The following is a 25,613-nucleotide window of genomic DNA, read 5'->3' on the forward strand; positions in this document are numbered from 1 at the left end:
CCCGCCGCCGCGGCCGGCTCGCGGCCGACACCCGCGCGCTCTACGCCGTCAACCTGCTCGGCGTGGCGGGCGCCTTCACGGCGGGCTTCACCAGCCTGCAGGCGGGGCTGCTGTCGAACGTCGGCTCGGCGGTGATCTACGCCCGGCACGCGAGCGGGCTCGCGCGGCTGACCAACGAGCGGGAGCGCCGCGCGGCGCGGCTGCTGGCCTCGATCTACGGCTGAGCGTGAACGAACAAAGCCGGCGGATCCTTGAGGGATCCGCCGGCTTTTGCTGTTCCAGTCCCGCAAGCGCCGCGCGCCGCGGTGGTGTTAGGCCCGCGCGGCGACCACGTTGGAGTCGGCGAGCACGCTTTCCACCAGATCGCGCAGCTCGGTGCGGCGCTTCTCGGTGAAGGCCACCTTGGCCCAGAGCGGCGCGGTGGCGAACACCTCGACCGTCTCGCTCAGGAACTCCACCTCGATCTCCACCGGATCGATGATGATGTGCAGCCGGTGGTCGTCGTCCTCGTTCCAGCCGAACTCGAAGTCCTTCGGCGCGCGATGGGCGTTCTTCTCGATGTTGTCTTCGATCGCCTGCCGGATGTCGTCGTCCAGCGGCCGAAGCGCCGCAAACTCATAGATCTTCTCGCGCTTCATGCGGTGGCCGTCAGTCCCGAGGTCAGAGATGTCGCCGTCTTCGTCTTGCGGGAACCGCCGGAGCGCGCGTCGCGGATGTCGCGCCGCGCAGTGACATCGGCCGCGCGGCGAGCCGCGTCGTCACGCCGCCGATCGGATTCGCGACGTTCCGGATCCCACATCAGAAGAACGTCGGACAGCTCGAAACGCAAGGCGCCCGCGAGCTTGGGCCACCCGCGCCGTTCGCAGAACGCGGCGACGGCGTGAAGGCCGAACTTGCGGCCGAGCTTCTTCAGCCATTTGCCGAGGGTCGAGCGCATGGCGCGCCAGGATAGGCTGCCGCCCGCGACCAGAATGAGCGACAGCACGCCGACGCCGACGCCGAGCAGCACCGCCAGACCGTCCTTCTCCGCGAAGCCCAGCGAGATCACGAAGGTGGACAGCGCGTGCAGCGGATCGAAGCCGATGATGGGGAAGGCCATGGTGAGCGCCAGCACGAACACCAGCAGGCCGATGACGCGCTTGCAGATCGGATGCGTCACCCAGCCGAGCCTCGGGCGGACGGTCTTCTCGGCGAAGTCCACCAGCGGCAGGATCAGATGGATCGCCACCGCGAGCGAGCGGCGCGGCACCTGCTTCTCCAGCAGGGCCTTGGGCAGACGCAGCTCGGAGCGGCCGGTGGCGTAATGCCCGCCCACCGCCGCCGCGGCCACGCCGGAGAAGCCCGGCGCGTCGCTGATCGGCAGGAAGGAGGGCGCGGTGAACAGGATGACGGAGGCTTCCGGCCGGTCCGTGCCGATGGCGGTCAGGATGTCGCCGATGGTGAAGGTCTGGACGTCCGGATTGTTGACGAGAACCCCGCGAAGCACCTGAGAGGTGCGCGCCAGCGACGGCGTCTCCCGGGTGTCGGTGCGCTTTTGCGCGCGCTCGGCTGTGATCACGATGATGCGGCCTCTGCAGGAAGCGGGCGCGGGGCCGACCAAGTCGTCCGGGAGGGCCGCGTCGTGTGCCGCTGTTGCGTCATTCCAGCAGACACGTAGACTAATCCTGTTGCGGTTTTACGACGCCGAGCCGGGGTAAGGCCGGAGACGGCGGGCGCCGGGAGCGGCGCGATCAACGGATTGAAAAACATGGAGATATCCGGCCTGCGCGCCAAACGGGAAGCAGGGCCGGCGCCGGGTTTCCGGCGATGGCTCCGCGCTTGCGACAGTTTGACAACACAAGGCCATGTTGATACCCATATTCCACACAATCTATAAGATAGATAGTATGATGCAACATAGGGTGGAGTTTCGCCGGCTGTCAAACGCTACCTTTGACGCGATGCAGCAATTGTGGGCGGAGTGTTGCGTGACCTGTTTCGGGCGCCGCTGAAGGCGGCCTCCTCCTGTGGTTCGAGCCCCGCCGGGCGACGGACCATCGCGTTTCGCGCCGAAGGGCGCCCGTGCGCCCGTCCGCTCCGCGGGCGCGCGGATCGAGTGTTCAGGACGGCTAGGGAAAAACGGCACATGACGACCGCCACGGCAGACGCCACCGACAACAGCCCGCTCTCGGTCCTCGGGGAGGCGCTCGAGGCCGCCGCCGAGACGATCGGCGAGGCGAGCTCCGACGCGTCCGAGTCCGCGAAGGCGGCGGCGCGCAAGGTCAAGGCCGGCGTCAGCGCCGGCGCCTATCACGCGGCCTATGGCGTGTCCTTCGGCGTGGTGTTCGGCGCGGTGTTCCTGAAGGAGCTGCTGCCGGAGGAGAGCGCCGTCCGCCGTGGTCTCGAGGAAGGCGCGGAGGCTGCGATCGACGCCGTCGCGTCGCGTCGCGCGGCCAAGGCCCCCGCGGTCGGCGACGAGCTGGACGAGGAGCTCGAGGCGCAGGCCGAGAAGGCCAAGCCGGCCTCGCCCCGCGCCCGCAAGACCGTCCGCGTCACGCGCGATTCCGCCGTTTGATCACCGGAGGGCGCCGTCCCGCGCGGCGCTCTCCCCACGCACGGTTCCGCAGCGAAGGATGGCGGCGCGATGACGAAGTCTGCCCAGGATCATGCGCCGGCCCGCCGGTCGCGCCCGCCGGCCCGGCTGGTGAACCCGCGCTACGAGATCGATTTCCGCCGGCGGCCGTCTCCGTCGTCGCTGGCCCGCGGCCTCGCGTCCCTGGTGCAGGGCGGCCTCGGCCGCGCCGGCGAGGTGTTCGGCGACGCCTACGCCGCCGCGGCGCGCGTCCTGCTGGAGCGGAAGGAGCTGGTGGAGGACCGCCGCGCCGAGCGGCGCGACGCCTCGCGGGCGCCGACCGACGCTGCGAAGTCCTGATTTTCCGCACATCCTCATACTTTTACGTCGAGCGAGCTTTCCAGACCATCATGACGCTGACCCGCACCACCTCGCGTTCCGCGACCGCCCGCGCGCCCCGCTCGACCTCGCAGCGCGCCGCGCCGCTCAAAACGGCTTCGGTCGCGAAGCCGCGCCGCGGACGCGCCAGCGCGCCTGATGCGGCCGCGGGCCTGAAGATCGCGTTCCCGGCGCCGCGGGTGGTGCAGTTCGAAAGCCCGGCGCTGTTCGCAAGCCCGCGCGACGCCTTCGCCCGCAGCTTCTTCGAGCGCGCCTTCCGGGCGCCCGGCGTGACGCAGGTGGCGATCGACGCCCAGAAGTATGCGGCGCAGGTCACCTTCGACGCCCCGCTCGCCAAGGGCGATCCCCGCGTCGCTGAGTTGAGCCGCGCGCTCGCGGGCGGCGTGGACGGCGAGGCGCTGCTGTTCCCCGAGGACTTCGATCTCGGAACCTCGAAATCCCTGAAGCTTCAGCGCTACGGCCGCCGGCTGTCGTCCTGGACCGTGCGCAGCGAGATCGTCGGGCGCATCCGCCTGCACAACGCCGCGCTGCTGCGCCGGCGCGAGCTCGCCCAGGCGATCGAGCGCGAGTTCATGAACACCTTCGGCGTGGACCGCTACGCCACCAACGAACTCACCGGCACGGTGCTGATCCACTACAACCCGAAGGAGATCCGCCGCGACCAGCTGGTCGGGCTGCTCGACCATGTGGTGGCGACGACCGGCGAGACGCCGGTGTCGCCGGTCGATCTCGACCTGCCGATCGCGACCGCGTCGGTGGCGCTCGCGGCCGCGAGCCGCTTCTTCGTGCCCGGCCTCGCGCCGGTCAGCGCGGCGGTGTTCCTGTTCTCGGTGCTGCCGAGCTTCAAGAGCGCCTACGACGTGCTGTTCAAGGAGAAGCGGCTCGGCGTGGACGTGCTGGACGCGATCGTCGTCTCCGCCTGCCTCGCCACCAACCAGGTGCTGGCCGGCACCGTGCTCGGCTTCACGCTCGCGGTCTCCCGCAAGCTGGTGCAGAAGACCGAAGACGACAGCAAGAAGATGCTGCTCAACGTCTTCGGCAAGCAGCCGCGCTTCGTCTGGCTCGACGTGGACGGGGCCGAGGTGGAGACGCCGCTGGAGCGGCTCAAGGTCGGCGACGTCATCATCGTCCACACCGGCGAGGCGGTGCCGGTGGACGGCGAGGTGGTCGACGGCATGGCCATGATCGACCAGCACACGCTGACCGGCGAATCCGCCCCCGTGGAGAAGCTGAAGGGCGACAAGGTGCTCGCCTCCACCACCGTCATCGCCGGCAAGGTGCGCGTGGCGGTGACCAGCGCCGGCGACCAGACCACCTCCGCCAAGCTGGCGCAGATCCTGAACGACACCGCGGGCTACAAGCTGAAGTCCCAGTCCCGCGGCGAGGAGCTGGCCGACAAGGCCGTGGCGCCCACGCTCGCGCTCGGCGCGCTCGGCCTCGCCACCACCGGCGTCGCCAGCGCCACCGCGGTGGTGAACTGCGACCTCGGCACCGGCATCCGCATGGCCGCGCCGATCGCCATGCTGAGCTCGCTCACGCTGAGCGCCGAGCACGGCATCCTCGTCAAGGACGGCCGCGCGCTGGAGGCCCTGCGCAAGGTCGACACCTTCCTGTTCGACAAGACCGGCACCCTGACGCGCGAGCGGCCGGAGGTGGGTCGCATCCTGACCTACGGTCCCTATTCGGAGGCGCAGATCCTGGCCTGGGCGGCGGCGGCGGAGAACCGCTTCAGCCATCCGATCGCCAAGGCGATCATCGACAAGGCGCACGCGCTCAAGCTCGACATCCCGAAGACCGACGACAGCAAGTACGACGTGGGCTACGGCATCACGGTCGAGGTCGAGGGCCATGTGGTGCGCGTCGGCAGCGCCCGCTACATGCAGCATGAGGGCATCGCGCTGCCGTCCGCGCTGCAGGCGGAGATCGACGCCGCGCACGAGGAAGGCCATTCGCTGGTGATGGTCGGCGTCGACGGCGAGCTCGGCGGCGCGCTGGAGCTTCAGGCGGCCGAGCGGCCGGAAGCGGCGGCGATCATCAAGGGTCTGCGCGCCCGCGGCGCCAAGCACCTCGCCATCATCTCCGGCGACCACGAGCAGCCGACGCGCAAGCTCGCCGAGCGTCTCGGCATGGACCGGCACTTCGCCGAAGTGCTGCCGCAGGACAAGGCCCGCTATGTGGAGATGCTGCAGAAGGAAGGCCGCACCGTCTGCTTCATCGGCGACGGCGTGAACGACTCGATCGCGCTCAAGACCGCGAACGTGTCGATCTCCCTGCGCGGCGCCTCCAGCATCGCCACCGACACCGCCCAGGTGGTGCTGATGGAGGACAGCCTCGTGAAGCTTCTGCAGCTGCACGACGTGTCCACCCAGCTTCACGCCAACATCAACCGCAGCTGGGGACTGGTCATCGTTCCGAACGTCATCTGCATCGCCGGCGCGTTCTTTGGTGGTTTCGGCGTGATGCACTCGATGATCTTCAACCAGATCGGCGGTCTTCTCGCGGTGGGCAACGGTCTGCTGCCGCTGCGCCGGGCCTCGGCCCTGCGCGCCGAGAAGGAAAAGCTTCTGCTGGCGGCCCCGGCGCGCTGAGGCGCGGCGGACGCGATCGGTCGGCTCGCGGACAGGGTTCGCGGGCCGGCAACGCCAAGGCTTCTCCCGATGGCGATCGACGCAAGGGACGAAGCGCGAATGGTGAGCAGCTCACGGTGAGCTGATCACTCCCGTTCGCCTGGGAAAAATGTCTACCTCCCTAGTAGACAGTCGATGGTTATTTGCGGTCGTCGCGGGCTCTTCGAAAAAGAGTTTGCCGCTATGCGGAATTATTTGTCGCATTGCGGTCCATGACACGTTAATGACAGTGTTGTTCACGACGAAGAGAGGGGGTCTCTCTTCATCCGAGACCGTAAAACTGAACCGACGCGCCTTTGAGCGCGCTCCATTCCGTCCGCCTCTTCGGCGGGTGGCGTGAGGCGCGCGCGGAGATCTGTTTCGGTTCGAGCTCGCCCCGCCGCACGGCGCCGCACCATCAGATCAAGAGGCGATCATCGATCATGTCCCCGCAAGCCTTGCCTTCAGTGACCAGCAACGCCGCCGAAGAGCGCGTTCATCCTGCGCCGTCGGGTCTTCGTCGCGGCGTTCTTTCCTATCCTGAAGTCTTGGCTCAGTCGGTTTCGGTGATCGCGCCGTCGACCGTGCCGGCCGCTGTGTTCGGCCTGATCTTCGCCACCGCCGGCAACGGCGCGTGGATGAGCTTCCTGCTGGGCATGCTCGGGCTCTATCTCGTCAGCCTGAACGTCAACCAGTTCGCCACGCGCTCGGCGTCGCCGGGCTCGCTCTACAGCTACATCGTGCAGGGGCTCGGGCCGAGCGCGGGCGTGCTGGGCGGCTGGGCTCTCGCCTTCGCCTACACCCTGACGGGCATGTCCACGCTGTGCGGCCTCGCCATCGTGTCGAACATCCTGCTCGGCAAGGCCTTCGGCATCCAGGTGCCCACCATCGGCCTGTTCTTCGTCGGCGCGGGCCTGTCCTGCTGGATCGCCTGCCGCAACATCCAGCTCTCCGCCAAGACGATGCTCGTGTTCGAGGCGGTGGCGATCGCGTCGATCATCGTGCTCGGCGTCATCATCTGGAACGCGCACGGCTTCGAGGTGGACGCCGATCAGCTCACGCTGAAGGACGCGGCCCCGAGCGGCATCCTGGTCGGCGTCATGCTGGCGGTGTTCGGTTTCTCCGGCTTCGAGAGCTCCGCGTCGCTCGGCGACGAGGCCAAGGACCCGCTGCGCTCGATCCCGCGCTCGATCACCCAGAGCGTGCTGTTCTCCGGCGTGTTCTTCATCTTCATGGCCTATGTGGTCGTGGTGGGCTTCAAGGGTTCGTCGGAGTCGCTCGCGACCTCCGAGGCGCCGCTCGACTATCTCGCCACCAGCCTCGGCTGGAGCGGCCTCGGCACCGTCATCACCATCGGCGTGCTGCTGAGCTTCTTCGCCTGCACGCTGGCGGCCATCAACTCGACCGCCCGCATCATCTTCTCCATGGCGCAGCACGGCCTGTTCTACGAGTCGCTCGGCTCGGCGCACGAGACCAACCGCACGCCCCATGTGGCGGTCATCGTGTCGGCGCTGATCACCTTCGCCGCGCCCACTGCGGTCTATCTCGGCGGCATGGGTCCGTTCGAGGCCCAGGGCGCCTTCGGCACGGCCTGCAGCTTCGGCTTCATCCTGGTCTACCTGCTGATCACCATCGCGGCCCCGATCTACCTGCGCTCGATCGGTCGGCTCACCGTGCGCGCCGTGCTCTACGCGGTCGGCGGCGTCGCCTTCATGATCCTGCCGCTGCTCGGCACCTTCGGCCTTCCCGGCAGCGAGCTGTTCCCGCCGATCAGCGCCTCCGACAGCGTGCTGGCGGGCGTGTTCTTCGCCTACATGGCGGTCGGCGCGATCTGGCTGCTGGTGGAGCGGGCGCGCCGTCCCCAGATGATGTCGGACGTCCGCGACGCGATCGACGACGTGCAGTTGCAGTTCGCCGCGACCGGCGAGCGGGCCGCCTGATCCACCCTCATCGACGGGCGCCCGGCATCCCCGGCGCCCGTCTCCAACGCGCAGGGCGCGCATCGGCCCTCGCTCACATGACCGACGAAAGGATCGACCATGTCCGAAACCATCGCTGAAACCCCGGAACGCAACGCCGCTCTGGCGAGCCTTAGCGAAGCCCTCGAGACCGCCGCCGGCTACGTGGGCAGCGCGAGCTCCACGGCCACGACGTCGATCAAGTCCGCCGCCGGCAAGACCGGCGAGGCCGTCAGCGCCGGCGCCTACAAGACCGCCTACGGCGTGTCCTACGGCGTGGTGTTCGGCGCCGTGTTCCTCAAGGAGCTGCTCCCGGTCGGCAACTCGCTGCGCCGCGGTTTCGAGGACGGCTCCGCCGCCGCCTTCGACGCCCATGACGCGCGCAAGTCCGAGACCGACGAGACCGACGAGGGCGTCGCCCCCGCCGCTCCCAAGGCCCGCCGCACCGTGCGCGTGACCCGCAAGAGCGTCGAAGACTGATCCTTCTGGCTTCGACGAAGGCCGCCGGGGACGGATACGTCCCCGGCGGCCTTCGCGCGTCTGGAGCCCCGCCGGCGGCCGTGGATCCCCTGCGGCTTCGTGGAAACGACGGTCGGCCGCCATTGCGGCGTTCGTTTCAGCTCGGCTGGTGCAAGGCCGTTACGCCCCCAGGTCCGCCGCTTCAACCGCCGGCGGCGGACCTTGAAGCGATAGCGAGTATGGGACGCGCTGAGCGGATGCAGCCGCCAGCGCGAGCGCGGAGAGGGTGTCGACGCGGTCGCGGAGTTCAGCGGGCGTCAGGAGCAGGCGGTCTTGCCGCATTTGCGCAGGGCGTCGATGCGAGACTTGATCGCCTGTTCGCCCACGGCGCCGGGAAGGATGGCGTCGCCGACGATGAAGACCGGGGTCGATTCCACGCCGAACTGGCTGGCGAGGGCGTAGGCCTCCTCGATGGTGGCGCGCACCTCCGGCCGCTTCAGGGCCTCCTCCAGCGCGGCGGCGTCCACGCCGGCCGCAGTGGCGGCTCGCGTGGCGGAGGCGAGGTCGGCCTGGCCCTGCGCGCTCAGCAGCGCGTCGTGGAACGTCTTGTACTTGTCCGGCGCGATCAGGTTCACCGCGGCCGAAACCTGCGCCGCCTCCGCCGAGCCGCGGCCGAGGATTGGGAACTCCTTCAGCACCACGCGCAGCTTCGGGTCCTTTTCGATCAGCGCGTTGAGGTCGCCCAGCGCCCGGCGGCAATAGCCGCAGTTGTAGTCGAAGAACTCCACCAGCGTGACGTCGCCGTCCGGGTTGCCGAGCACGGCCTGCAGCTTGGAGTTCTCCAGCGTCTCGGGCTTGCTGGCGAGCTTTTCGCGGGCCTCCGCCGCCTCGCGGGCCGCCTGCCGCGTCTGCAGCGCCTTTTGGGCCTCGAGCAGGATCTCGGGGTTCTGCACCACGTAGTCGTGCACCAGCTTCTCCATGGCGGCGCGCTCGGGCGTCGCGACGACGCCGGCGGTCGGCAGGACGCCGAAGACGGCGAGCGCGGCCGTGGCGCCGGCGCCGACGAGGCCGGCTGCGACGGCGAGAGCGACGTTGCCGAGTGCGGCCATGGGAAAACTCCTTGAACGGGGATGCGCGCGTGTTCCGCGCGGCGCGCCGGTGGTGGGCGCGCCGCGCGCGGGCGTCAATTCAATTTGGTCGGGCGATAGGAGGCGATGTCGTCGGCCTTCAGCCAGTTCGGCGTGCCGGGCTTGAAGGCGCGCTTGGCGCGCTCCGCGATCTGGCGGGCGGTGCCGTAGTCGCCGGTCGCGAAGGCGGCCTGCGCCGAGGCGAGGTCGGCCTCGGGGATGCGGCCCTTGCGCGCCAGCGCCTGGGCGAGCTGGCGGTAGCCGTCCGCGTTCTTCGAATCCCGCGCCGTCGCCTTGGTCAGCTCGGAGATGGCGGCGTCGGTGTCCCGCGGCGCGTTGCTCGCCACCAGCGCCTGGCCGAGCATGGTGCGGATCAGCGTGGCGCCGGGCGCGAGAGCGATGGCGCGCCGGAGCGGCGGCACGGCGAGCGTCGCGCGGCCGTTCTCCAGATAGGCCTGGCCCTTCAGCTCGTGGAACCACGGATTATTGGGCTGCGCCGCGATCAGCCCGTCGATCTGACCGATGGCGCCGTCGAGAGCGGACGAGCGGTAGGCGGAGATGGCGCGGGCGTATTTCGCCGGCAGGCTCTGGTCGCTCAAGGGGTAGCGCCGCGCCACGCCCTGCGGGCCCTCGGTGAAGCCCACGAGCTTGGCGCGCATCAGATCGTGCCGCGCCTGCAGCGCGGGCGAGTCCGGCGTGTCGAAATAGGGGCTCTTGCGCGCCAGATCCTCGAGGTTCCGGATGCGGTCCTGGGGCATCGGGTGGCTTTGGGCGTAAGGATCGATGAAGCGCTGGGAGAAGGCGATCTGGTCGGCGAAGCGCTTGAAGGTGATCAGCATGCCCTTGGCGGACTGGCCCGTCTTGGTGAGGTAGTTCACCGCCGCCCGGTCGGCCGCCTGCTCCTCCGCCCGCTGGTAGGACAGCAGCGAGCGCATGATCATTTCCTGCGGCGCCATGGCGGCGCCGATGGCGGCGTTGCCCGCGCCCCGGTCCAGCCCGCCGCCGGCGGCGCCCGCGCCGATCGCGCCCGCGCCCAGCAGCATGGCGACGATCGCCATGGTCTGGGCGCTGTCGAGCCGCTGGCGCAGCCGCGCCAGATGCCCGCCCGCTATGTGGCCGGTCTCGTGCGCCAGCACGCCGATCACCTCGTTCGGCGTCTTCGAATCGAGCAGCGTGCCGATGTTCACGAAGATGCGCCGCCCGTCGGCCACGAAGGCGTTGAACACGCGGGAGTTGATGATGACGATCTCGACCGCGCCGGGGTTCACGCCCGCCGCGCGGTAGATCGGCAGCATGTAATCCTTCAGCAGGCCCTCGATCTCCGCGTCGCGGATGATGGAGCCGCCGCCGGGCGCCTGGGCCGCGGCGGGGACCGTAAGCGTGGTCAGCGCGAGCGCCATGGCGCACAGCAGAGCCGTGGCTTTCGAGGCGAGAATCAGGACGGCGCGGCGCAGGCAGGGCAGGGGCATCGGCGGCGCCTTGGGAACGGGGGCTTCGCGTCTTTGAAACGGTGCGGCGGAGAGTAGGCGGGGCGCTCCCGAAGGGCAAACCCCTTGGGTCCTCCCGCCCGAAGCCCGCTGTGGCCCCCAATCGTGGCGCGAACATGAGCGACCGTTCACGCCTTCGGCGCCGGACGGCTTTCCTTGCGCGCGGCGCCGATGTAGGAAGAGGCCCCAGACAACATGACGAGGCTTTCTCGCTCCCGACCCCTTGCGGCCGGGGGAGGGCGGCGTCGTTTTTTCGAGTTGGGATCAGGCCCGCCGCCGGGCCGCGCGACGCCCGCCTCGCCGGTTCTTCGCCGGCGGCGCGGAGCGGCGCGCGGGCGCGCGGCCGGCCTTCAGGCGGAAGAGAGCGAATGGCCCGTTACGTCTTCATCACCGGCGGCGTCGTGTCCTCGCTCGGCAAGGGCCTCGCCTCGGCCGCGCTCGGCTCGCTGCTGCAGGCGCGGGGCTACTCGGTGCGGCTGCGCAAGCTCGACCCCTATCTGAACGTCGATCCGGGCACCATGAGCCCGACCCAGCACGGCGAGGTGTTCGTCACCGACGACGGCGCCGAGACCGACCTCGACCTCGGCCATTACGAGCGCTTCACCGGCAAGGCCGCCACCCGGCAGGACAACATCACCACCGGCCGCATCTACCAGAACATCATCGCCAAGGAGCGCCGGGGCGACTACCTCGGCGGCACCGTGCAGGTGATTCCCCACGTCACCGACGCCATCAAGACCTTCGTGCTGGACGGCAACGAGGGCGTGGATTTCGTGCTGGTGGAGATCGGCGGCACGGTGGGCGACATCGAGGGCCTGCCGTTCTTCGAGGCCATCCGCCAGCTCGGCAACGACCTGCCCCGCGGCGACGCCATCTACATCCACCTCACCCTGCTGCCGTGGATTCCGAGCGCGGGCGAGCTCAAGACCAAGCCGACCCAGCATTCGGTGAAGGAGCTGCGCTCCATCGGCATCCAGCCGGACATCCTGCTCTGCCGCTGCGACCGGCCGATTCCCGCCGACGAGCGCCGCAAGCTCGGCCTGTTCTGCAACGTGCGCGAGAGCGCCGTGATCGAGGCCCGCGACGTGGACACGATCTACGACGTGCCGGAGGCCTATCACCGCGAGGGGCTCGACACCGAGGTGCTGCGCGCTTTCGGCATCGAGCCCGGCGCCGCGCCCGATCTCGCCAGCTGGCGCACCGTCACCCACCGGGTGAAGAACCCCGAGGGCGAGGTCACCATCGCCATCGTCGGCAAGTACACGGGGCTGAAGGACGCCTACAAGTCGCTGTCCGAGGCGCTGGCCCATGGCGGCATCGCCAACACCGTGAAGGTGAACCTCGACTGGATCGAGAGCGAGATCTTCGAGAACGAGGACCCCGCGCCGTTCCTCGAGCACGTGCACGGCATTCTGGTGCCCGGCGGCTTCGGCCAGCGCGGCGCGGAGGGCAAGATCAGGGCCGCCACCTTCGCGCGTGAGCGCAAGGTGCCCTATCTCGGCATCTGCTTCGGCATGCAGATGGCGGTGATCGAGGCGGCGCGGAACCTCGCCGGCATCCCCGACGCCAACTCCACCGAGTTCGGCCCGACGCCCGAGCCGCTGGTCGGCCTCATGACCGAGTGGACCAAGGGCAATCAGCTGGAAAGCCGCCGCGCCGACGGCGACCTCGGCGGCACCATGCGCCTCGGCGCCTATGAGGCCCGGCTGAAGCGCGGCTCGCGGGTGGCGGAGATCTACGGCTCCGACGACATCTGGGAGCGCCACCGCCACCGCTACGAAGTCAACGCCGCGTATCGCGACCGGCTGGAGGCCAATGGCCTGATCTTCTCCGGCATGTCCCCGGACGGCCTGCTGCCCGAGATCGTGGAGTATGAGGACCACCCGTGGTTCGTGGGCGTCCAGTTCCACCCGGAGCTCAAATCGCGCCCCTTCGAGCCGCACCCGCTGTTCGCAAGCTTCGTCGAAGCCGCGCTGGAGCAGAGCCGGCTGGTGTGAGGGAGAGGGCGACTGCGGTCGCAAGGCGGGCGGTCACGCTCGAAACATGCCGCGCGCACCCACTTGTCCCGGCCTTGAGCCGGGACCCGGAAACGTCGACGTCGGCGGAATGAACCGCGCGCGTCATCGGGCTTGAGCCTAACGCGCCGGCGCTGGCCGGATGATCTCTACGCGTGAGGCTTTATCCTGAACCGCCAGCGGTTCTGGGTCCCGGCTCAAGGCCGGGACAAGGAAGAGGTGCCGACGCTCAGTGTTCCGAGGACTTTCACCGCCTGCAGCTCGTCGCTGAACAGGTGAAACCGGCAGGCCGGCACGCACCCACTTGTCCCGGCCTTGAGCCGGGACCCAGAAACGTCGACGCCGGCAGAATAAACCGCGCACGTGGTCGGGCTTGAGCCTGACGCGCCGGCGCGGGCCAGATGATCTCTACGCGCGACGCTTGATCCTGAACCGTCAGCGGCTCTGGGTCCCGGCTCAAGGCCGGGACAAGGGAAGAGCGGGACAAGGAAGAGAGCGTTGGCGCCGCCGGTCAGCCTTTCGCGGGGCCGGTCGCGACGGGGCGCTGGCCGGCGCCCCATTCGGCCCAGGAGCCGTCGTAGAGGCCTTCGGCCTTGCCGCCGGCGCCCTCAAGAGCGAGCGCCAGGATCGCGGCGGAGACGCCGGAGCCGCAGGTGGTGACGATGGGGGCGGAGACGTCCACGCCCGCCGCCTCGAAGGCCGCGCGCAGCGCCGCCTCGTCGGCGAGCCGGCCGTCCTTCACCACCTGATCGAACGGCACGTTGAGCGAGCCCGGAATGTGGCCGCTCGCGAGCCCCGGCCGGGGTTCGGCCGCCTCGCCCCGGAAGCGGGCGGCGGGGCGGGCGTCGATCACCTGGAACGCCTTGCTCTCCAGCCCGGCGGCGATGTCGTCGGCGTTGCGCACGGCGGCGGCGTCGAAGCGCGGGGTGAAGGTCGCGGGCGCGCGGGTCGCGGAGCCGCTCTCGATCGGGCGGCCCTCCGCCTTCCACTTCGGCAGTCCGCCGTCCAGCACGTAGACGTTCTTCACGCCGAAGACCTTGAAGGTCCACCACACCCGGGCGGCGGCGAACAGGCCGGCGCCGTCATAGGCGACCACGGTGGCGCCGTCGCCGATCCCGAGCTTACCGACCGCTTCGGCGAACACCTCCGGCGAGGGCAGCATGTGCGGCAGGTCGGTGGCGAGGTCCGCCACCGTGTTGATGTCGAAGAACACCGCGCCGGGAATGTGGGCGCCGAAGAACTCGGCGGGGCCGTCGCGCTTCGCCGCCGGCAGGTACCAGGAGCCGTCGACGGGGATCACGTCCGGATCGCCGAGCCGCTCGCTCAGCCATTCGGTGGAGACGAGGTTGGGATTGCTCACAGCAGCACCTTGTTCAGATCGACCGCGCCGGGCCGTTCGAGCCAGGCCGGAACCGGCAGCTCCTTGGAGCGCAGGAAGTCCGGGTTGAACAGCTTCGACTGATAGCGGGTGCCGTAGTCGCAGAGAACCGTGACGATGGTGTGGCCCGGGCCGAGCTCGCGCGCCAGTCGGATGGCGCCGGCGATGTTGACGCCGCTGGAGCCTCCAAGGCACAGGCCCTCGTGCTCCAGCAGGTCGAACACGATCTGCACCGCCTCCGCGTCCGGCACGTGGTAGGCGAAGTCCACCGGCGCGTCCTCCAGGTTGGCGGTGATGCGGCCCTGGCCGATGCCCTCGGTGATGGAGGAGCCTTCGGCCTTCAGCTCGCCGGTGGTGTAGTAGCTGTAGAGCGCGGCCCCGGGGGGATCGGCCAGCGCCACCTTGATGCGGCTGGAGCGCTCTTTCAGCGCGATGCCCGTGCCCGCCAGCGTGCCGCCGGTGCCGACGGCGGAGACGAAGCCGTCCACCTTGCCGTCGAGGTCATCCCAGATTTCCGGGCCGGTGGAGTCGATGTGCGCCTGGCGATTGGCCACGTTGTCGAACTGGTTGGCCCAGATCGCGCCGTTGGCCTCCGTCTTCGCCAGCTCCTCGGCGAGGCGGCCGGACAGCTTCACGTAGTTGTTCGGGTCCTTGTAGGGGACGGCCGGCACCTCCACCAGCTCGGCGCCGGCGAGCCGCAGCATCTGCTTCTTCTCGTCCGACTGGGTGTCGGGGATCACGATCACCGTGCGGTAGCCGAGCGCGTTGGCGACCAGCGCGAGGCCGATGCCGGTGTTGCCCGCGGTGCCTTCCACGATGACGCCGCCGGGCTGCAGCGCGCCGCGTTTCTCCGCGTCGCGGATGATCCACAGCGCCGCGCGGTCCTTGACCGACTGGCCCGGATTCATGAACTCGGCCTTGCCCAGGATCTCGCATCCCGTGGCCTCGGAGGCCCGGTTCAGGCGGATGAGTGGCGTGCGGCCGATGGCGTCGACGAGACCGCTGCGAACCTGCATGAAGAAACCCATTCAATAGATGAGGTAAACTGTGGCGAGCCGCACGTTAGAGGGCCGGGCGGCGAATGGGAAGCGACGGGCCGTCGCGGGCGGCGCTCTCTTTGGTGGCGTCGTCGCGTTCCGCCTGATCCGCAGCCGGGTGGTTTCCCGTAGACCCCAAAGAGGTTATGCACGCCGGTCTTCGGCGAACACGTGACAGGCGCGGATCGTGGGCCAGAGCGCTCCACCAGATCGGGATGAAACGCAGGCGCTGCTGGCGGCTTACGCCGCGGGCGCGCTGTCGCCCCATCTGCATGCGCTGGTGGGCGCGCATCTGGCGCTGTCCGACGCCAACCGCGCCGCCGTCCTCGCCCTGGAGCGCACGGCGGGGGCGGACATCGACGCCATGCCGAGCCCGAGGCCGCTGCGCGCGGCGCGCGACCACATGCTGGCCGCGATCTACGCCGGCGGCTACTACGGCCGGGGACGGCCGATCGAGCGCGATCCCGAACTGCCCGAGGCGCTGTACCGGCTGACCGGAGCCGGGCTCGACGCCCTCGACTGGCGCCCCGCGGGGCCGGGGTTCCGGGCGGCGCGCCTGCCGTTCGACGGCGTGTGCGACGGCCTGTTCCTGATGGGCGAGCCCTGCGCCATCGTGCCCGAGCACGGGCATGCGGGGCTCGAAGCCGTGCTGGCGCTGCGCGGCGAATTCACCGACGGCGGCCGGCGCTACGTGCGGGGCGATGTGGCGGTGGCGCGCGGGCCCGAGCCGCACAGCCCGGTCGTCGGCGAAGACGGCTGCGTCTGCTTCGTCGTGCAGGAGCGGGGGACGTCGCGCGTCCCCTGAGCGGCGCGCGGCGGCGTCAGGCGGCGTCCGCGAGGTCCCGGAGCAGCGACGGAGACACCTGCGTCGCGCCGCGCCCCTGACCGGCCAGCCAGCGCGCGGGCGCGCCCGGTTCGCCGAGCGAATCGAACACCGCGTCGGCGGCTGAGACGTCCTGTCCGAGGCTGTAGAAGCTCGGCGTCACCAGCGTCACGAGGCCGGCGGCTTTGGCGGAGGCGAGGCCCTGCTCGGTGTCCTCGATCGCGATCGCCTGCTCGGCGGACAGCCGCAGTTGCCGCAGCGCCAGCAGGAAGATGTCCGGCGCGGGCTTCTTCTGGGCCGCGAGGTCGCCCGCGGCGATCACGTCGAACCGGTCCGGTCCGGTGAGGCCGAGCGTCGCCTGCAGCAGGGCCTCCACATTGGGCAGGCTGGTGGTGGTGGCGATGGCGAGCCGAAGCCCCGCATCCCGCGCCTCGTCGATCAGGCGCGCCACGCCCGGCCGCAGCTTCACCGCGCCGCCGCGCACCTTGGTGGCGTAGCGGGCGTTCTTGGCGGCGTGGATGTCGTTCAACCGCGCCAGCGCCTGCGCCGCCATGGGCGGGCGGTCGTGCTCGATGAAATGGCGCAGCCGCTCCTTGCCGCCCATCACCCGCAGCAGGCGGCGATAGGTGGCCTGATCCCAGAACCAGGGCAGACCGAAGGCGGCGAAGGTCTCGTTGAGAGACTGGCGGTGGGTCTCTTCCGTCTCGGCCAGCGTGCCGTCAACGTCGAAGATCACCGCCTCAAGCGGCATGTCAGGCGATCCGCCCCAGCGCGGCGTCGGCGGCCGCGCGGATGGCGGCGATGTTGCCGGCGTAGGCCTGGGTTCCGCCCTTGAACACGGCGGAGCCCGCCACCAGCACGTCGGCGCCGGCGGTGACGCAGGCCCCGGCGGTCTCGGGCGTGACGCCGCCATCGATCTCGATGCGGATGGGGCGGTCGCCCACCAGCGCCCGAAGCCGGCGGATCTTCTCCACCATGGCGGGGATGAAGGCCTGGCCGCCGAAGCCCGGGTTGACCGTCATCACGACGATGAGGTCGATCTTGTCGAGCACGTACTCGACCGCGCTTTCCGGCGTGCCGGGGTTGATGGCGACGCCCGCCTTCTTGCCGAGGCCGCGGATGACCTGCAGCGAGCGGTCCAGATGCGGCCCCGCCTCGGCGTGGACCGAGATCACGTCGCAGCCGGCCTTGGCGAAGGCCTCCAGATAAGGATCGGCCGGCGCGATCATCAGGTGGCAGTCGAACACCGCGTCGGTCCACGGCCGCAGGCGCTTGATGACGTCCGGACCGAAGGTGATGTTCGGCACGAAATGGCCGTCCATCACGTCGAGATGCACCCAGTCCGCGCCCGCCGCCACCACGTCGCGCGTCTCCTCGCCGAGCCGGGAGAAGTCGGAAGCGAGGATCGAAGGGGCGATGAGAAGCGGCGACGACATGAAGACCACACGGATTGCTGCGCTGCGGCATTGCTCTAGCGCGCCCGCGCTCGCGCGTACAGGGCGCCATTGTTGAAACACATGGCCCCACAACGACGAACTTTGATTTAAAGCGCGCGGATTTCGAGCCTCCTCTGCGGTCTTAGATGCGCGATCTCGCCTGCGCGAGCCGGATGGGCTAGCGTCGCCGTGGTTTTGTGTGGATTTCCGGCGAGGATTCGGGAGCGGCGATGTCCCTGAAGCGTCAGACCGACATTCTTCAGGCGGTGCGCGCCCGCGGCAGCCTCAGCATCACCGAGCTTGCGACCCGGCTCGACGTCTCCACGGAGACGATCCGCCGCAACATCCAGCCCATGCTCGATTCCGGCGCGCTGCTGCGCTTCCATGGCGGCGTTATGGCGCCGGAGGCGGTGGAGGAGCCGCCGTTCCAGCGCCGGATGGCGGTGAACAACGAATCCAAATGGGCGGTCGCCGCGCTCGCCCGGGACCGGATCCGCGACGGCGACAGCCTGATCCTCGACAACGGCACCACCTCGGCCTACGTGGCGGAAGCGCTCGGGGCCCATGCGCGGCTGACGATCGTCACCCATTCCGCGCCCATCGCCCACCGGCTCGCGGCAAGGAACGGCAACCGCGTGTTCATGGCGGGCGGCGAGCTTGGCGGCGAGGACGCGGCGGCGTTCGGCCCCTCGGTGCTGGAGTTCATCCGCCAGTTCCATGTGCGCTACGCGCTGATCTCGGTCGGGGGCATCACCCGCGGCGGCGAGCTTGGGGACTTCCACCTGTTCGAGGCCGAATTCGCCCGCGTGGCCATGGCGCAGGCGGAAGAGGCCTGGGTGATCGCGGACCGGAGCAAGTTCGGCCGCGAGGCGCCGGTGAAGGTGTGCGGCCTGTCCGAAGTGGACCTGCTGCTGTCCGACGGCGCGCCGCCGCCGGAGTTCGCCGCCCGCTGCGAGGAGGCGGGCGTGCGCGTCGTGACGCCGGACGGCGCGAGGCTCGCCGTCTGACCGGCCGGGATCAGCCCCGGCCGCGATAGGGCGCGACGCCCTGGTCCGGCGCCCAGACGCCTTTCGGCAATTCGCCGATCTGGAAGAACACGTCGATCGGGATGCCGCCGCGCGGGTACCAGTAGCCGCCGATGCGCAGCCAGCGGGGCGCAAGCGTCTCCGCGAGCCGCTTGCCGATCGCCACCGTGCAGTCCTCGTGGAAGGCGCCGTGATTGCGGAACGCGCCGAGATAGAGCTTCAGCGACTTCGACTCCACCAGCCACTGGTCGGGCACGTAATCGATGACGAGATGGGCGAAATCCGGCTGGCCCGTCACCGGGCAGATCGAGGTGAACTCGGGCGCGGTGAAGCGGGCCACGTAGTCCACGTCCGGGTGGGGATTGGGCACCCGGTCGAGATCGGCCTCGTCCGGGGAGGCGGGCAGGCCGACGGCGCGGCCGAGCTGCAGGTCGGTCATGGGGCGAAGTCTCCTCGAAATCCGTGTCTGGCATAATGCCGCGCGAGGCGATGCGCGACCTTTTCGAGAGGCGGCGCTTGGGCTAGACGTGCCGCGCACCTTTCTGAACGCGAGACCGGAGCCGCCGTCCCCATGACCGCCATCGTCGACATTCTCGCCCGGGAGATCCTGGACAGCCGCGGCAATCCGACCGTCGAGGTCGACGTGGTGCTGGAGGACGGCTCCTCCGGCCGCGCCGCCGTGCCGTCCGGCGCCTCCACCGGCGCCCACGAGGCGGTGGAGCTGCGCGACGGCGACAAGGATCGCTATCTCGGCAAGGGCGTCACCAAGGCGGTCGACGCGGTGAACGGCGAGATCTTCGACGCCATCGGCGGCTTCGACGCCGAGGAGCAGGTGAAGATCGACGAGACGCTGATCGCGCTCGACGGCACGCCGAACAAGTCCCGCCTCGGCGCCAACGCCATTCTCGGCGTGTCGCTCGCGGTGGCGAAGGCCGCGGCCGAAGCCGCCGACCTGCCGCTCTACCGCTATGTGGGCGGCGCCTCCGCCCGCGTGCTGCCGGTGCCGATGATGAACATCGTCAACGGCGGCGCCCATGCGGACAACCCGATCGACTTCCAGGAATTCATGATCATGCCGGTCGGCGCGCCGACCTTCTCGGAGGCCCTGCGCACCGGCGCGGAGATCTTCCACACCCTGAAGAAGGCGCTCAAGGACGCCGGCCACAACACCAATGTGGGCGACGAGGGCGGCTTCGCGCCGAACCTTCCCTCCGCCGAGGCCGCGCTCGACTTCGTGGTGAAGGCGATCGAGAAGGCCGGCTTCGCGCCGGGCAAGGACGTCTACATCGCCCTCGACGTGGCCTCGACCGAGTTCTTCAAGAACGGCGAATACGTCTACGAGGGCGAGGACAAGAAGCGCTCGCCCGAGAAGCAGGCCAAGTATCTGGCCAAGCTCGTGGACAACTACCCGATCGTCTCCATCGAGGACGGCATGGCCGAGGACGACTGGGACGGCTGGACGGCGCTCACCGAGCTCGTCGGCAAGAAGTGCCAGCTCGTGGGCGACGACCTGTTCGTCACCAACGTTGAGCGGCTCGCCAAGGGCGTGCGCAAGGGCACGGCCAACTCGATCCTCGTGAAGGTGAACCAGATCGGCTCGCTGACCGAGACGCTCGCCGCCGTCGATCTGGCGCACCGGTCCGGCTACACGGCGGTGATGTCGCACCGCTCGGGCGAGACCGAGGACTCCACCATCGCCGACCTCGCCGTCGCCACCAATTGCGGGCAGATCAAGACCGGCTCGCTCGCCCGCTCCGACCGGCTCGCCAAGTACAACCAGCTCCTGCGCATCGAGCAGCAGCTCGGCGAAGTGGCGAAATACGCCGGCCGCGACGCCCTGAAGGCGCTGCGCGACTGACGTCTCACGACGAACTCATCGCGACACGGCGGCCGGGGCGACCCTGCCGCCGTTTTGCGTTTCGGGCGGCGGGTTTGGCTCAGCGACGGCCCTTGGCGGCGTCGTTCGGGGCCGTCAGGAAGAAGGGCGCGGGAAGCATCGTCTCGATGTTCCTGCGCACCGTGGCCTCGTCCTTTCCGGTGGAGACCAGCGTGAAGCGGGTCTGTCCGTAGGAGACGAGCGCAAGCGCGGTCGGCTCCGCTCCGCCGTCCGCGCGGCTGATGACCCAGACCGCGATCTGGGCGCGGAGGGGCGCGACCTCCTTGGCGTAGACCGTGACGACCTTAAACGAGCGATAGGCTCCGCCGCCCGCCTGCAGCACCGCCGCGCCGCGCTGCTCCACATTGGCGCGGAACGCGGCGAGCGGCTCCTGCGGCCCGTCCGGCTGCCGCTTCGCGCTGACGAGCGAGCCGGGAACGCAGGCCGCCGCCTCGCACCGGAAGTAGATCGTTCCCGTCGCCGCGTTCCCCGACGGGGTCCAGCCGTTGGGCGCGACGAGCCGCTGCGGCGCGGCGGTCGGCTGCTGCGCGGCGGCCGGCGGCGGGAGCGCGCAGGCGAGGGCGAGCGCGAGGCCGGCGAGAGACGGGCGGAGCATGGCGAATCCGTTCCGGGCGGAGGGCGACGCCGCCAGTCTGGCTTAGGCCGGGGGCGCGGGACAACGGCGGATCACGCGTCCACGAGCGTGGCGAAGCCGCCGTGGATCAGGCGCTTGCCGTCGAAGGGCAGGGCGCCCGCGTCCGGTCCCATGCGCGGGTCGGCCATGGCCTTGGCCCAGCCGGCGTCGCGCACGGCTTTCGACGGCCACTCGATGAAGGAAAAGAGGATGGCCTCGTCGCCCTCGGCCTTCACGGCGCCCTTGAAGTCGGTGACCTCGCCGTCCGGCACGTCGTCGCTCCAGGCGTCCACCACGCGCAGCGCTCCGTGCTCGGCGAACATGGCGGCATGGGACCGGCACATCGCGAGGTAGTCGTCCTTCCGGTCGGGCGCGATCGGCGCGACCATGCCGTCCACATAGGTCGCGCCCTCCGCGCGGCCCTCGTCCACCAGCGCGGCGAAGCCGCCGAAGATCATGCGCTTGCCGTCGAACGGCATCTCGGCGCCGAGCTCCGCCATGCGCGGGTCGTTCATGATCTTCGTCTGTGCGGCGTCGCGGACCTCCCGCGACGGGTATTCGATCCAGGAGAACACCACCACCTCGTCCTCCGTCGCCTTCACCGCGCGCCGGAAGTCGGTGATCCGGCCGTCCGGCACGTCGTCGCCCCAGGCCTCCACCAGCCGTGTGGCGCCGAACTCCCGGAACAGCGGCGCGCAGCGCAGGGCCAGCGCGCGATAGGCCTCCTTGCTGGCGGCGGGAACGGCGACGATGAAACCTTCGAGATAGGCCATGGCTGTGCGTCTCCTTGGGGCTCGTGTGCGTTTCCAAAAGCGTCGCGCCGGGGTAGGGCCCCGATCGTGATTGACTAGTTGAGTTGATATCAACATAAATAGCCCATGTCAAAGACCGACGCCGTTCCGTTCGAATCGACCCTGTTCGTGAAGGACCATTGCCTGTGTCTGGCGGCGCAGCGGGCGGCGCGGGCGCTGGCCCGCCGCTTCGACGAGGCGCTGAAGCCGGTCGGGCTCACAAGCGGCCAGTTCTCGCTGCTGCACGCGTTGAACCGGGAGACGCCGCCCTCGATCGGCGCGGTGGCGAGCCTGCTCGCCATGGACCGCACCACGCTGACCGCGAACCTGAAGCCGCTGGAGCGGCGGGGGCTGCTGATCGCGGCGGTCGATCCCGCGGATCGTCGGGGCCGGCGGCTGACGCTGACCGACGCCGGCCTCGCCACGCTGTCCGCCGCCATGCCGATCTGGCGCGCGACCCATGGGGAGATCGACGAACGGCTCGCGGCGCTCGACGGCGATCTCTTACGGAAGGGGCTGGCGGCGCTGGCGTGAGCCGGCGGCTCAGCCGCGCGTTCCCGTCAGTCGCGCTTCCAGACCTGCGTCTTGCAGACGAGGCCGCCGAGCGCGCAGCCCTGCACCTTCAGGGTCGCGCCCTGCTCCGTCACATAGGCCTTGTAGGTGCGCCCGTCCTCGGGATTGTAGATCTGCCCCAGCCACTGGTCCCCGCTCGGCCGCATGCCGCTCAGGATCGTGAGGCCCACGATCGGCCGGCTCTGCTTGGCCTTGTCGGGATTGTTGCGGTCGAGCTTGGGGCGTCCGGCCTCGTCGTTGGGCTCCTTCAGCGCGGTCACGGTGGCGCAGAACCCGCCGCCGCAGTCGCTGATCGTCACCCGCGCCTTGGGCGTGCTCCACTGGCCGGCGGGATCGGCCCGCGCGCCCGACGGCCCGAGGATCAGCAGGGCGGCGAGCGCCGCATACGCCGTCGTCGCATGTCTTGCTGTCGCATGTGTCGTCATGGCGTCCACTCCCCGGAGCCTTCGCGCCGCCGGTCGTTCGCGCCGGCGTTGGGTCGGGCGCGCCCGACCCGTGAGAGCCTGAGGGCGCGCGGCGCCGATCATGCGCCCGGGCGGCGCGCGCCGGTAGTTGTCCTTCGGACGGGGGCGCTCAGTCGGCCCATTTCGGATCGCCGGTGAAGGCGATGGTGAGCCAGCGGTCGCGGCCTTCGCCGCCGATGGCCTCGCCAATCTCGGCGCGGATGGCGTCGAGCTCCGCGATCGAGCCGATCGGGCGGTCTTCGGGCACGATGAGGTAGACCTCGATCACCCGCGAGCGGCCGACCTTCGCCACATAGCTGCGGCAGCCGAGGAAGCCGTGCCGCTCGGAGGCCGCCTCCGCCGCCTCCCGCACCAGCCGGTTCAGATCCTCAGGCGCGACCAGCAGGATCTCTTTCACCGCCGCGATCACGGTGGAGGCCGGCGCCGGCAGCAGCGCGGCGGTGAGGATCGCGAGCAGGGCAGGGTCGGCGTAGCGCGTCCAGTCGCCGTAGCCCGCCCGCGACAGCGCCCAGGCCGCGCCGAAGGCGACAAGCAGCGCGAGCGAGATCAGGCAGCTCATCAGCCAGCTTTTCACGTCGAGCGCGATCAGCGCCGAGCCGATGCTGCGGTTGGCCTTGCGCACATAGGCCAGCATGGCGAGGCAGATCACGGTCACGACCGCGGCGTAGATCAGCGCCCAGTCGAACGACAGCTCGTGCCCGCCCGAGAACAGCGCCATCACCGAACTGACGAAGGCGTAGAAGCAGATCACCGTCAGCAGCCCGCCGTTCACGGCCAGCACCAGCGGCTCCAGATGCCAGAACCCCATCTGGAAGCGCTGGCTGGCCTCGCGCGCGATCAGCCGGGACACCAGCAGCGACAGGCCGGTCATGGCGGCGTCGAGCGCGCCGAACACGCCGTCGAACAGGATCGACAGCGACCCGGACAGCACGCCGAAGCCCACGCCGATCGCGCCGATCAGCACCGTCGCCGCGATGGACACCTTCAGCACATGCTGTTCGCGGGCGGCGGTCATGAGGGGGCTCCGGTTTCAAGCGTGGGCGTTCCGCCTCATTCATAGTGCGCCGCAGCATCGGCTTCGAGCCGGAAGGCGCGGTCCTTTCCGAATCGTGACGCGGCGGGCCCGCGGCGCCATGGTGCGGCGATGCAGTGGACCGACGACGGGCTGATCCTCGGGGTGCGCCGCCACGGCGAGACCTCCGTGGTGCTGGAGCTGTTCACCCGCGCTCACGGCCGGCATTTCGGCCTGGTGCGGGGCGGTCGCTCCCACCGGCTGCGGCCGGCGCTCCAGCCGGGCAACACGGTCAGCGTCATCTGGCGCGCGCGGCTGGAGGACCATCTCGGCGCCTTCGCGGTGGAGCCGCTCGCCTCCCGCGCCGGGCGGCTGATGGAGGCGGCGGCCTCGCTGCACGGCGCGCTGCATCTGACAGGCCTGCTGCGGCTGATGGCGGAGCGCGAACCGCACGAAAGCCTCTACGACGTGGCGACGGTGGTCGCCGACCACCTCCACGACCGTCAGGCGGCGCCCGCGCTGCTGGCGCGGCTGGAGCTCGCCACGCTGTCGGAGCTCGGCTTCGGGCTCGACCTGTCCACCTGCGCCGCCACCGGCGCCCGCGACGACTTGGCTTACGTGTCGCCGAAATCCGGCCGCGCGGTCGGCCGCGACGCCGGCGCGCCTTATGCGGACCGCCTGTTCGCGCTGCCGCCCTTCCTCCACCTCTCCGGCGCGAACGCCGCGCCGACCGAGGCCGACGTCACCGCCGCCTTCGCGATCACCGGCCACTTCCTCACGTCCCGCGTCTGGGAGCCCCGCGGCCTCAAGCCCCCCGACGCCCGCGCCGCCTATCTGGCCGCGCTGGCGAAGGCGTGGGGGAGCTGAAGGGGGGTCGCTCCTCCTTGTCCCGGCCTTGAGCCGGGACCCAGAACCGCTGGCATGTCAGAAAGGCGCGCGACGGTCGGAGCGGCTGGTTCTGAGAGGGTGACGTCTCTGGGTCCCGGCTCAAGGCCGGGACAAGGGGAGGGGACGCCTGCGCGACGCGCCACGGGGCCCGGCGCGCGCCGCGCCGTCAGGCGGTGCGGTCGATTCCCGGCTTGGGGTCGTCCGCCTTGGTCTCGCCGGGCTTCGGGCCGCCGCGGGCGACGCCGACCATGGCGGGGCGGAGCAGGCGGTCGCCGATGACGTAGCCGTCCTGCACCACCTGCACCACGGTGCCGGTGGGCACGCTCGGGTCCGGCGCCTCGAAGATGGCCTGATGGAAATTCGGGTCGAAGATCTGGCCCTTGGGCTCGATCTTGGCGACGCCGTGCTTCTCCAGCGTCTTCAGGAGTTCGCGCTCGGTCAGCTCCACGCCGTCAACGATGGCCTGCAGCGGGCCGTCCTTTTCGGCCGGCGTCGCCTCCAGCGCCCGGCGCAGGTTGTCGGCCACCGACAGCAGGTCGCGGGCGAAGGCGGTCAGCGCGTATTTGCGCGCGTCCTGAACCTCGCGCTCGGTGCGGCGGCGCAGGTTCTCCATCTCGGCGTGGGAGCGCAGGAAGCGGTCGCGCAGGTCGGTGACCGCGGCCTCCAGCTCGACGACGCGGTCGGCCGGGGCGGAGATCTCCGGCTCGATCGTCTGGTCCGCGCGCTCGCCGTCAGTCTGCGGCGCGGCGTCGGCCGCGTGGAGCTCCACGTCGGCGGCGTCGGTCGGGGTGTCGTTGCGGGGCGAAGTCGTGTCCGGCATCGCGCGCCTTTCAGTGTCGCAAGAGATCGGAAAGCGGGTCGGATATCAGGTGGCGGCGACAAAAAATCAAGCCGCCGTGACCCCTTGGCGCATCAGTCGATGCGGATCTGGGCCGAGGCCGTGGCCCCGGCGGCGTCGGTGACGGTGACGCGGGCGAAGCCGGGGCCGGAGGCGCGCCACTGCGTCTCCCGCCGCCGTTCCGGGGGCAGGGGGCGGCCGTCCACCAGCCAGCGGAACGGCGCCACGCCGCCGGC

27 protein-coding genes are annotated in these 25,613 nt (G+C 70.2%); 12 read left to right on the forward strand and 15 right to left on the reverse strand.

Annotated features, from left to right (window positions below; all coding sequences use genetic code 11):
• A partial coding sequence (locus ACFQ4O_RS05555) for a hypothetical protein (protein ID WP_378774669.1) occupies positions 1–224 on the forward strand: 224 nt, incomplete at its 5' end.
• Between the two features lie 87 nt (positions 225–311).
• Here the strand turns inward: ACFQ4O_RS05555 and ACFQ4O_RS05560 are convergent.
• Positions 312–638, reverse strand: coding sequence for a hypothetical protein (locus ACFQ4O_RS05560; RefSeq protein ID WP_378774670.1), 327 nt, complete (start codon positions 636–638; stop codon positions 312–314).
• On the reverse strand, positions 635–1,558 hold the full coding sequence (locus ACFQ4O_RS05565) for an exopolysaccharide biosynthesis protein (protein WP_378774671.1): 924 nt from the start codon (positions 1,556–1,558) through the stop codon (positions 635–637). Before ACFQ4O_RS05565 ends, ACFQ4O_RS05560 begins: the two co-directional genes overlap by 4 nt.
• Positions 1,559–2,125: 567 nt before the next feature.
• On the opposite strand from ACFQ4O_RS05565, the gene ACFQ4O_RS05570 reads away from it, so the two are divergent.
• The 5 genes from ACFQ4O_RS05570 (at position 2,126) to ACFQ4O_RS05590 (ending at position 7,994) form a co-directional block, all read left to right on the forward strand.
• The gene (locus tag ACFQ4O_RS05570; RefSeq protein WP_378774672.1) at positions 2,126–2,554 is read left to right on the forward strand and encodes a hypothetical protein; all 429 of its coding nucleotides are present in this window, start codon (positions 2,126–2,128) and stop codon (positions 2,552–2,554) included.
• A gap of 69 nt (positions 2,555–2,623) precedes the next feature.
• Positions 2,624–2,911 (forward strand): hypothetical protein, encoded by a 288-nt coding sequence (locus ACFQ4O_RS05575; RefSeq protein WP_378774673.1) that lies wholly within the window; start codon positions 2,624–2,626, stop codon positions 2,909–2,911.
• Positions 2,912–2,961: 50 nt separating this feature from the next.
• The gene (locus ACFQ4O_RS05580; protein WP_378774674.1) at positions 2,962–5,538 is read left to right on the forward strand and encodes a heavy metal translocating P-type ATPase; all 2,577 of its coding nucleotides are present in this window, start codon (positions 2,962–2,964) and stop codon (positions 5,536–5,538) included.
• A 566-nt stretch (positions 5,539–6,104) separates the two neighbouring features.
• Complete coding sequence (locus ACFQ4O_RS05585; RefSeq protein WP_378774675.1) at positions 6,105–7,496, forward strand: APC family permease; 1,392 nt, start codon at positions 6,105–6,107, stop codon at positions 7,494–7,496.
• 99 nt (positions 7,497–7,595) lie between these two features.
• Positions 7,596–7,994 carry a hypothetical protein gene (locus ACFQ4O_RS05590; protein WP_378774676.1) on the forward strand — a complete coding sequence of 133 codons (399 nt, stop codon included), beginning with the start codon at positions 7,596–7,598 and terminating at the stop codon, positions 7,992–7,994.
• Positions 7,995–8,290: 296 nt separating this feature from the next.
• Here the strand turns inward: ACFQ4O_RS05590 and ACFQ4O_RS05595 are convergent, their stop codons facing one another.
• On the reverse strand, positions 8,291–9,082 hold the full coding sequence (locus ACFQ4O_RS05595; protein WP_378774677.1) for a DsbA family protein: 792 nt from the start codon (positions 9,080–9,082) through the stop codon (positions 8,291–8,293).
• A gap of 74 nt (positions 9,083–9,156) precedes the next feature.
• Positions 9,157–10,569, reverse strand: a complete 1,413-nt coding sequence (locus ACFQ4O_RS05600; protein WP_378774678.1) for a M48 family metalloprotease — start codon at positions 10,567–10,569, stop codon at positions 9,157–9,159.
• Between the two features lie 386 nt (positions 10,570–10,955).
• Here ACFQ4O_RS05600 and ACFQ4O_RS05605 point away from each other — a divergent pair, with 386 nt between their 5' ends.
• On the forward strand, positions 10,956–12,584 hold the full coding sequence (locus ACFQ4O_RS05605; RefSeq protein WP_378774679.1) for a CTP synthase: 1,629 nt from the start codon (positions 10,956–10,958) through the stop codon (positions 12,582–12,584).
• Between the two features lie 529 nt (positions 12,585–13,113).
• Here ACFQ4O_RS05605 and sseA read toward each other — a convergent pair.
• Positions 13,114–13,962: a 3-mercaptopyruvate sulfurtransferase gene (sseA, locus tag ACFQ4O_RS05610; protein WP_378774680.1), complete on the reverse strand. Its 849-nt coding sequence runs from the start codon at positions 13,960–13,962 to the stop codon at positions 13,114–13,116.
• Entirely contained in the window at positions 13,959–14,996 is a 1,038-nt protein-coding gene (locus tag ACFQ4O_RS05615) for a cysteine synthase A (protein WP_378774681.1), read from the reverse strand. Before ACFQ4O_RS05615 ends, sseA begins: the two co-directional genes overlap by 4 nt.
• Before the next feature lie 208 nt (positions 14,997–15,204).
• On the opposite strand from ACFQ4O_RS05615, the gene ACFQ4O_RS05620 reads away from it, so the two are divergent.
• Complete coding sequence (locus ACFQ4O_RS05620) at positions 15,205–15,822, forward strand: hypothetical protein (protein WP_378774682.1); 618 nt, start codon at positions 15,205–15,207, stop codon at positions 15,820–15,822.
• 16 nt (positions 15,823–15,838) lie between these two features.
• Here the strand turns inward: ACFQ4O_RS05620 and ACFQ4O_RS05625 are convergent, their stop codons facing one another.
• On the reverse strand, positions 15,839–16,591 hold the full coding sequence (locus tag ACFQ4O_RS05625) for an HAD-IA family hydrolase (RefSeq protein ID WP_378774683.1): 753 nt from the start codon (positions 16,589–16,591) through the stop codon (positions 15,839–15,841).
• A 1-nt stretch (position 16,592) separates the two neighbouring features.
• Entirely contained in the window at positions 16,593–17,276 is a 684-nt protein-coding gene (rpe, locus tag ACFQ4O_RS05630; RefSeq protein WP_378774684.1) for a ribulose-phosphate 3-epimerase, read from the reverse strand.
• Positions 17,277–17,506: 230 nt separating this feature from the next.
• On the opposite strand from rpe, the gene ACFQ4O_RS05635 reads away from it, so the two are divergent.
• The gene (locus ACFQ4O_RS05635; RefSeq protein WP_378774685.1) at positions 17,507–18,283 is read left to right on the forward strand and encodes a DeoR/GlpR family DNA-binding transcription regulator; all 777 of its coding nucleotides are present in this window, start codon (positions 17,507–17,509) and stop codon (positions 18,281–18,283) included.
• Positions 18,284–18,293: 10 nt separating this feature from the next.
• Here ACFQ4O_RS05635 and queF read toward each other — a convergent pair whose 3' ends face one another.
• Entirely contained in the window at positions 18,294–18,740 is a 447-nt protein-coding gene (queF, locus tag ACFQ4O_RS05640; protein WP_378774686.1) for a preQ(1) synthase, read from the reverse strand.
• Positions 18,741–18,872: 132 nt separating this feature from the next.
• Here queF and eno point away from each other — a divergent pair, with 132 nt between their 5' ends.
• Positions 18,873–20,159, forward strand: a complete 1,287-nt coding sequence (gene eno / locus ACFQ4O_RS05645) for a phosphopyruvate hydratase (RefSeq protein ID WP_378774687.1) — start codon at positions 18,873–18,875, stop codon at positions 20,157–20,159.
• A gap of 79 nt (positions 20,160–20,238) precedes the next feature.
• On the opposite strand, the gene ACFQ4O_RS05650 is transcribed toward eno, so the two are convergent.
• Complete coding sequence (locus tag ACFQ4O_RS05650; protein ID WP_378774688.1) at positions 20,239–20,793, reverse strand: hypothetical protein; 555 nt, start codon at positions 20,791–20,793, stop codon at positions 20,239–20,241.
• A gap of 71 nt (positions 20,794–20,864) precedes the next feature.
• Entirely contained in the window at positions 20,865–21,584 is a 720-nt protein-coding gene (locus ACFQ4O_RS05655; RefSeq protein ID WP_378774689.1) for a DUF1428 domain-containing protein, read from the reverse strand.
• Positions 21,585–21,689: 105 nt separating this feature from the next.
• On the opposite strand from ACFQ4O_RS05655, the gene ACFQ4O_RS05660 reads away from it, so the two are divergent.
• Positions 21,690–22,136 (forward strand): MarR family winged helix-turn-helix transcriptional regulator, encoded by a 447-nt coding sequence (locus ACFQ4O_RS05660; RefSeq protein WP_378774690.1) that lies wholly within the window; start codon positions 21,690–21,692, stop codon positions 22,134–22,136.
• 26 nt (positions 22,137–22,162) lie between these two features.
• Here the strand turns inward: ACFQ4O_RS05660 and ACFQ4O_RS05665 are convergent, their stop codons facing one another.
• Both ACFQ4O_RS05665 and ACFQ4O_RS05670 read right to left on the reverse strand, forming a co-directional pair.
• Positions 22,163–22,600 (reverse strand): DUF2147 domain-containing protein, encoded by a 438-nt coding sequence (locus tag ACFQ4O_RS05665; RefSeq protein WP_378774691.1) that lies wholly within the window; start codon positions 22,598–22,600, stop codon positions 22,163–22,165.
• A 148-nt stretch (positions 22,601–22,748) separates the two neighbouring features.
• Positions 22,749–23,654: a cation diffusion facilitator family transporter gene (locus tag ACFQ4O_RS05670; protein ID WP_378774692.1), complete on the reverse strand. Its 906-nt coding sequence runs from the start codon at positions 23,652–23,654 to the stop codon at positions 22,749–22,751.
• A 129-nt stretch (positions 23,655–23,783) separates the two neighbouring features.
• Between ACFQ4O_RS05670 and recO the strand changes: the two genes are divergently transcribed.
• Positions 23,784–24,518 (forward strand): DNA repair protein RecO, encoded by a 735-nt coding sequence (gene recO, locus ACFQ4O_RS05675; RefSeq protein WP_378774693.1) that lies wholly within the window; start codon positions 23,784–23,786, stop codon positions 24,516–24,518.
• 187 nt (positions 24,519–24,705) lie between these two features.
• Here the strand turns inward: recO and grpE are convergent, their stop codons facing one another.
• Together grpE and ACFQ4O_RS05685 are read right to left on the reverse strand one after the other, a co-directional pair.
• Positions 24,706–25,359 (reverse strand): nucleotide exchange factor GrpE, encoded by a 654-nt coding sequence (gene grpE, locus ACFQ4O_RS05680; protein WP_378774694.1) that lies wholly within the window; start codon positions 25,357–25,359, stop codon positions 24,706–24,708.
• A gap of 92 nt (positions 25,360–25,451) precedes the next feature.
• Entirely contained in the window at positions 25,452–25,604 is a 153-nt protein-coding gene (locus ACFQ4O_RS05685) for a hypothetical protein (protein WP_378774696.1), read from the reverse strand.
• Between the last annotated feature and the right edge of the window lie 9 nt (positions 25,605–25,613).

Origin of the sequence: Methylopila musalis, from assembly GCF_042679725.1 — a bacterium.
In the GTDB taxonomy this organism is placed as follows: Bacteria; Pseudomonadota; Alphaproteobacteria; order Rhizobiales; family Methylopilaceae; genus Methylopila; species Methylopila musalis.

What these genes read in the sequence shown, in the direction of transcription:
- ACFQ4O_RS05595 (WP_378774677.1), bottom strand. Translation starts at nt 9,082, where the DNA reads ATGGCCGCACTCGGCAACGTCGCTCTCGCCGTCGCAGCCGGCCTCGTC.
- ACFQ4O_RS05625 (WP_378774683.1), bottom strand. Translation starts at nt 16,591, where the DNA reads ATGCCGCTTGAGGCGGTGATCTTCGACGTTGACGGCACGCTGGCCGAG.
- ACFQ4O_RS05635 (WP_378774685.1), top strand. Translation starts at nt 17,507, where the DNA reads ATGTCCCTGAAGCGTCAGACCGACATTCTTCAGGCGGTGCGCGCCCGC.
- ACFQ4O_RS05560 (WP_378774670.1), bottom strand. Translation starts at nt 638, where the DNA reads ATGAAGCGCGAGAAGATCTATGAGTTTGCGGCGCTTCGGCCGCTGGAC.
- ACFQ4O_RS05650 (WP_378774688.1), bottom strand. Translation starts at nt 20,793, where the DNA reads ATGCTCCGCCCGTCTCTCGCCGGCCTCGCGCTCGCCCTCGCCTGCGCG.
- ACFQ4O_RS05570 (WP_378774672.1), top strand. Translation starts at nt 2,126, where the DNA reads ATGACGACCGCCACGGCAGACGCCACCGACAACAGCCCGCTCTCGGTC.
- ACFQ4O_RS05660 (WP_378774690.1), top strand. Translation starts at nt 21,690, where the DNA reads ATGTCAAAGACCGACGCCGTTCCGTTCGAATCGACCCTGTTCGTGAAG.
- ACFQ4O_RS05655 (WP_378774689.1), bottom strand. Translation starts at nt 21,584, where the DNA reads ATGGCCTATCTCGAAGGTTTCATCGTCGCCGTTCCCGCCGCCAGCAAG.
- ACFQ4O_RS05665 (WP_378774691.1), bottom strand. Translation starts at nt 22,600, where the DNA reads ATGACGACACATGCGACAGCAAGACATGCGACGACGGCGTATGCGGCG.
- ACFQ4O_RS05590 (WP_378774676.1), top strand. Translation starts at nt 7,596, where the DNA reads ATGTCCGAAACCATCGCTGAAACCCCGGAACGCAACGCCGCTCTGGCG.
- queF (WP_378774686.1), bottom strand. Translation starts at nt 18,740, where the DNA reads ATGACCGACCTGCAGCTCGGCCGCGCCGTCGGCCTGCCCGCCTCCCCG.
- rpe (WP_378774684.1), bottom strand. Translation starts at nt 17,276, where the DNA reads ATGTCGTCGCCGCTTCTCATCGCCCCTTCGATCCTCGCTTCCGACTTC.
- recO (WP_378774693.1), top strand. Translation starts at nt 23,784, where the DNA reads ATGCAGTGGACCGACGACGGGCTGATCCTCGGGGTGCGCCGCCACGGC.
- ACFQ4O_RS05575 (WP_378774673.1), top strand. Translation starts at nt 2,624, where the DNA reads ATGACGAAGTCTGCCCAGGATCATGCGCCGGCCCGCCGGTCGCGCCCG.
- ACFQ4O_RS05600 (WP_378774678.1), bottom strand. Translation starts at nt 10,569, where the DNA reads ATGCCCCTGCCCTGCCTGCGCCGCGCCGTCCTGATTCTCGCCTCGAAA.
- ACFQ4O_RS05605 (WP_378774679.1), top strand. Translation starts at nt 10,956, where the DNA reads ATGGCCCGTTACGTCTTCATCACCGGCGGCGTCGTGTCCTCGCTCGGC.
- ACFQ4O_RS05670 (WP_378774692.1), bottom strand. Translation starts at nt 23,654, where the DNA reads ATGACCGCCGCCCGCGAACAGCATGTGCTGAAGGTGTCCATCGCGGCG.
- eno (WP_378774687.1), top strand. Translation starts at nt 18,873, where the DNA reads ATGACCGCCATCGTCGACATTCTCGCCCGGGAGATCCTGGACAGCCGC.
- grpE (WP_378774694.1), bottom strand. Translation starts at nt 25,359, where the DNA reads ATGCCGGACACGACTTCGCCCCGCAACGACACCCCGACCGACGCCGCC.
- ACFQ4O_RS05580 (WP_378774674.1), top strand. Translation starts at nt 2,962, where the DNA reads ATGACGCTGACCCGCACCACCTCGCGTTCCGCGACCGCCCGCGCGCCC.
- ACFQ4O_RS05615 (WP_378774681.1), bottom strand. Translation starts at nt 14,996, where the DNA reads ATGCAGGTTCGCAGCGGTCTCGTCGACGCCATCGGCCGCACGCCACTC.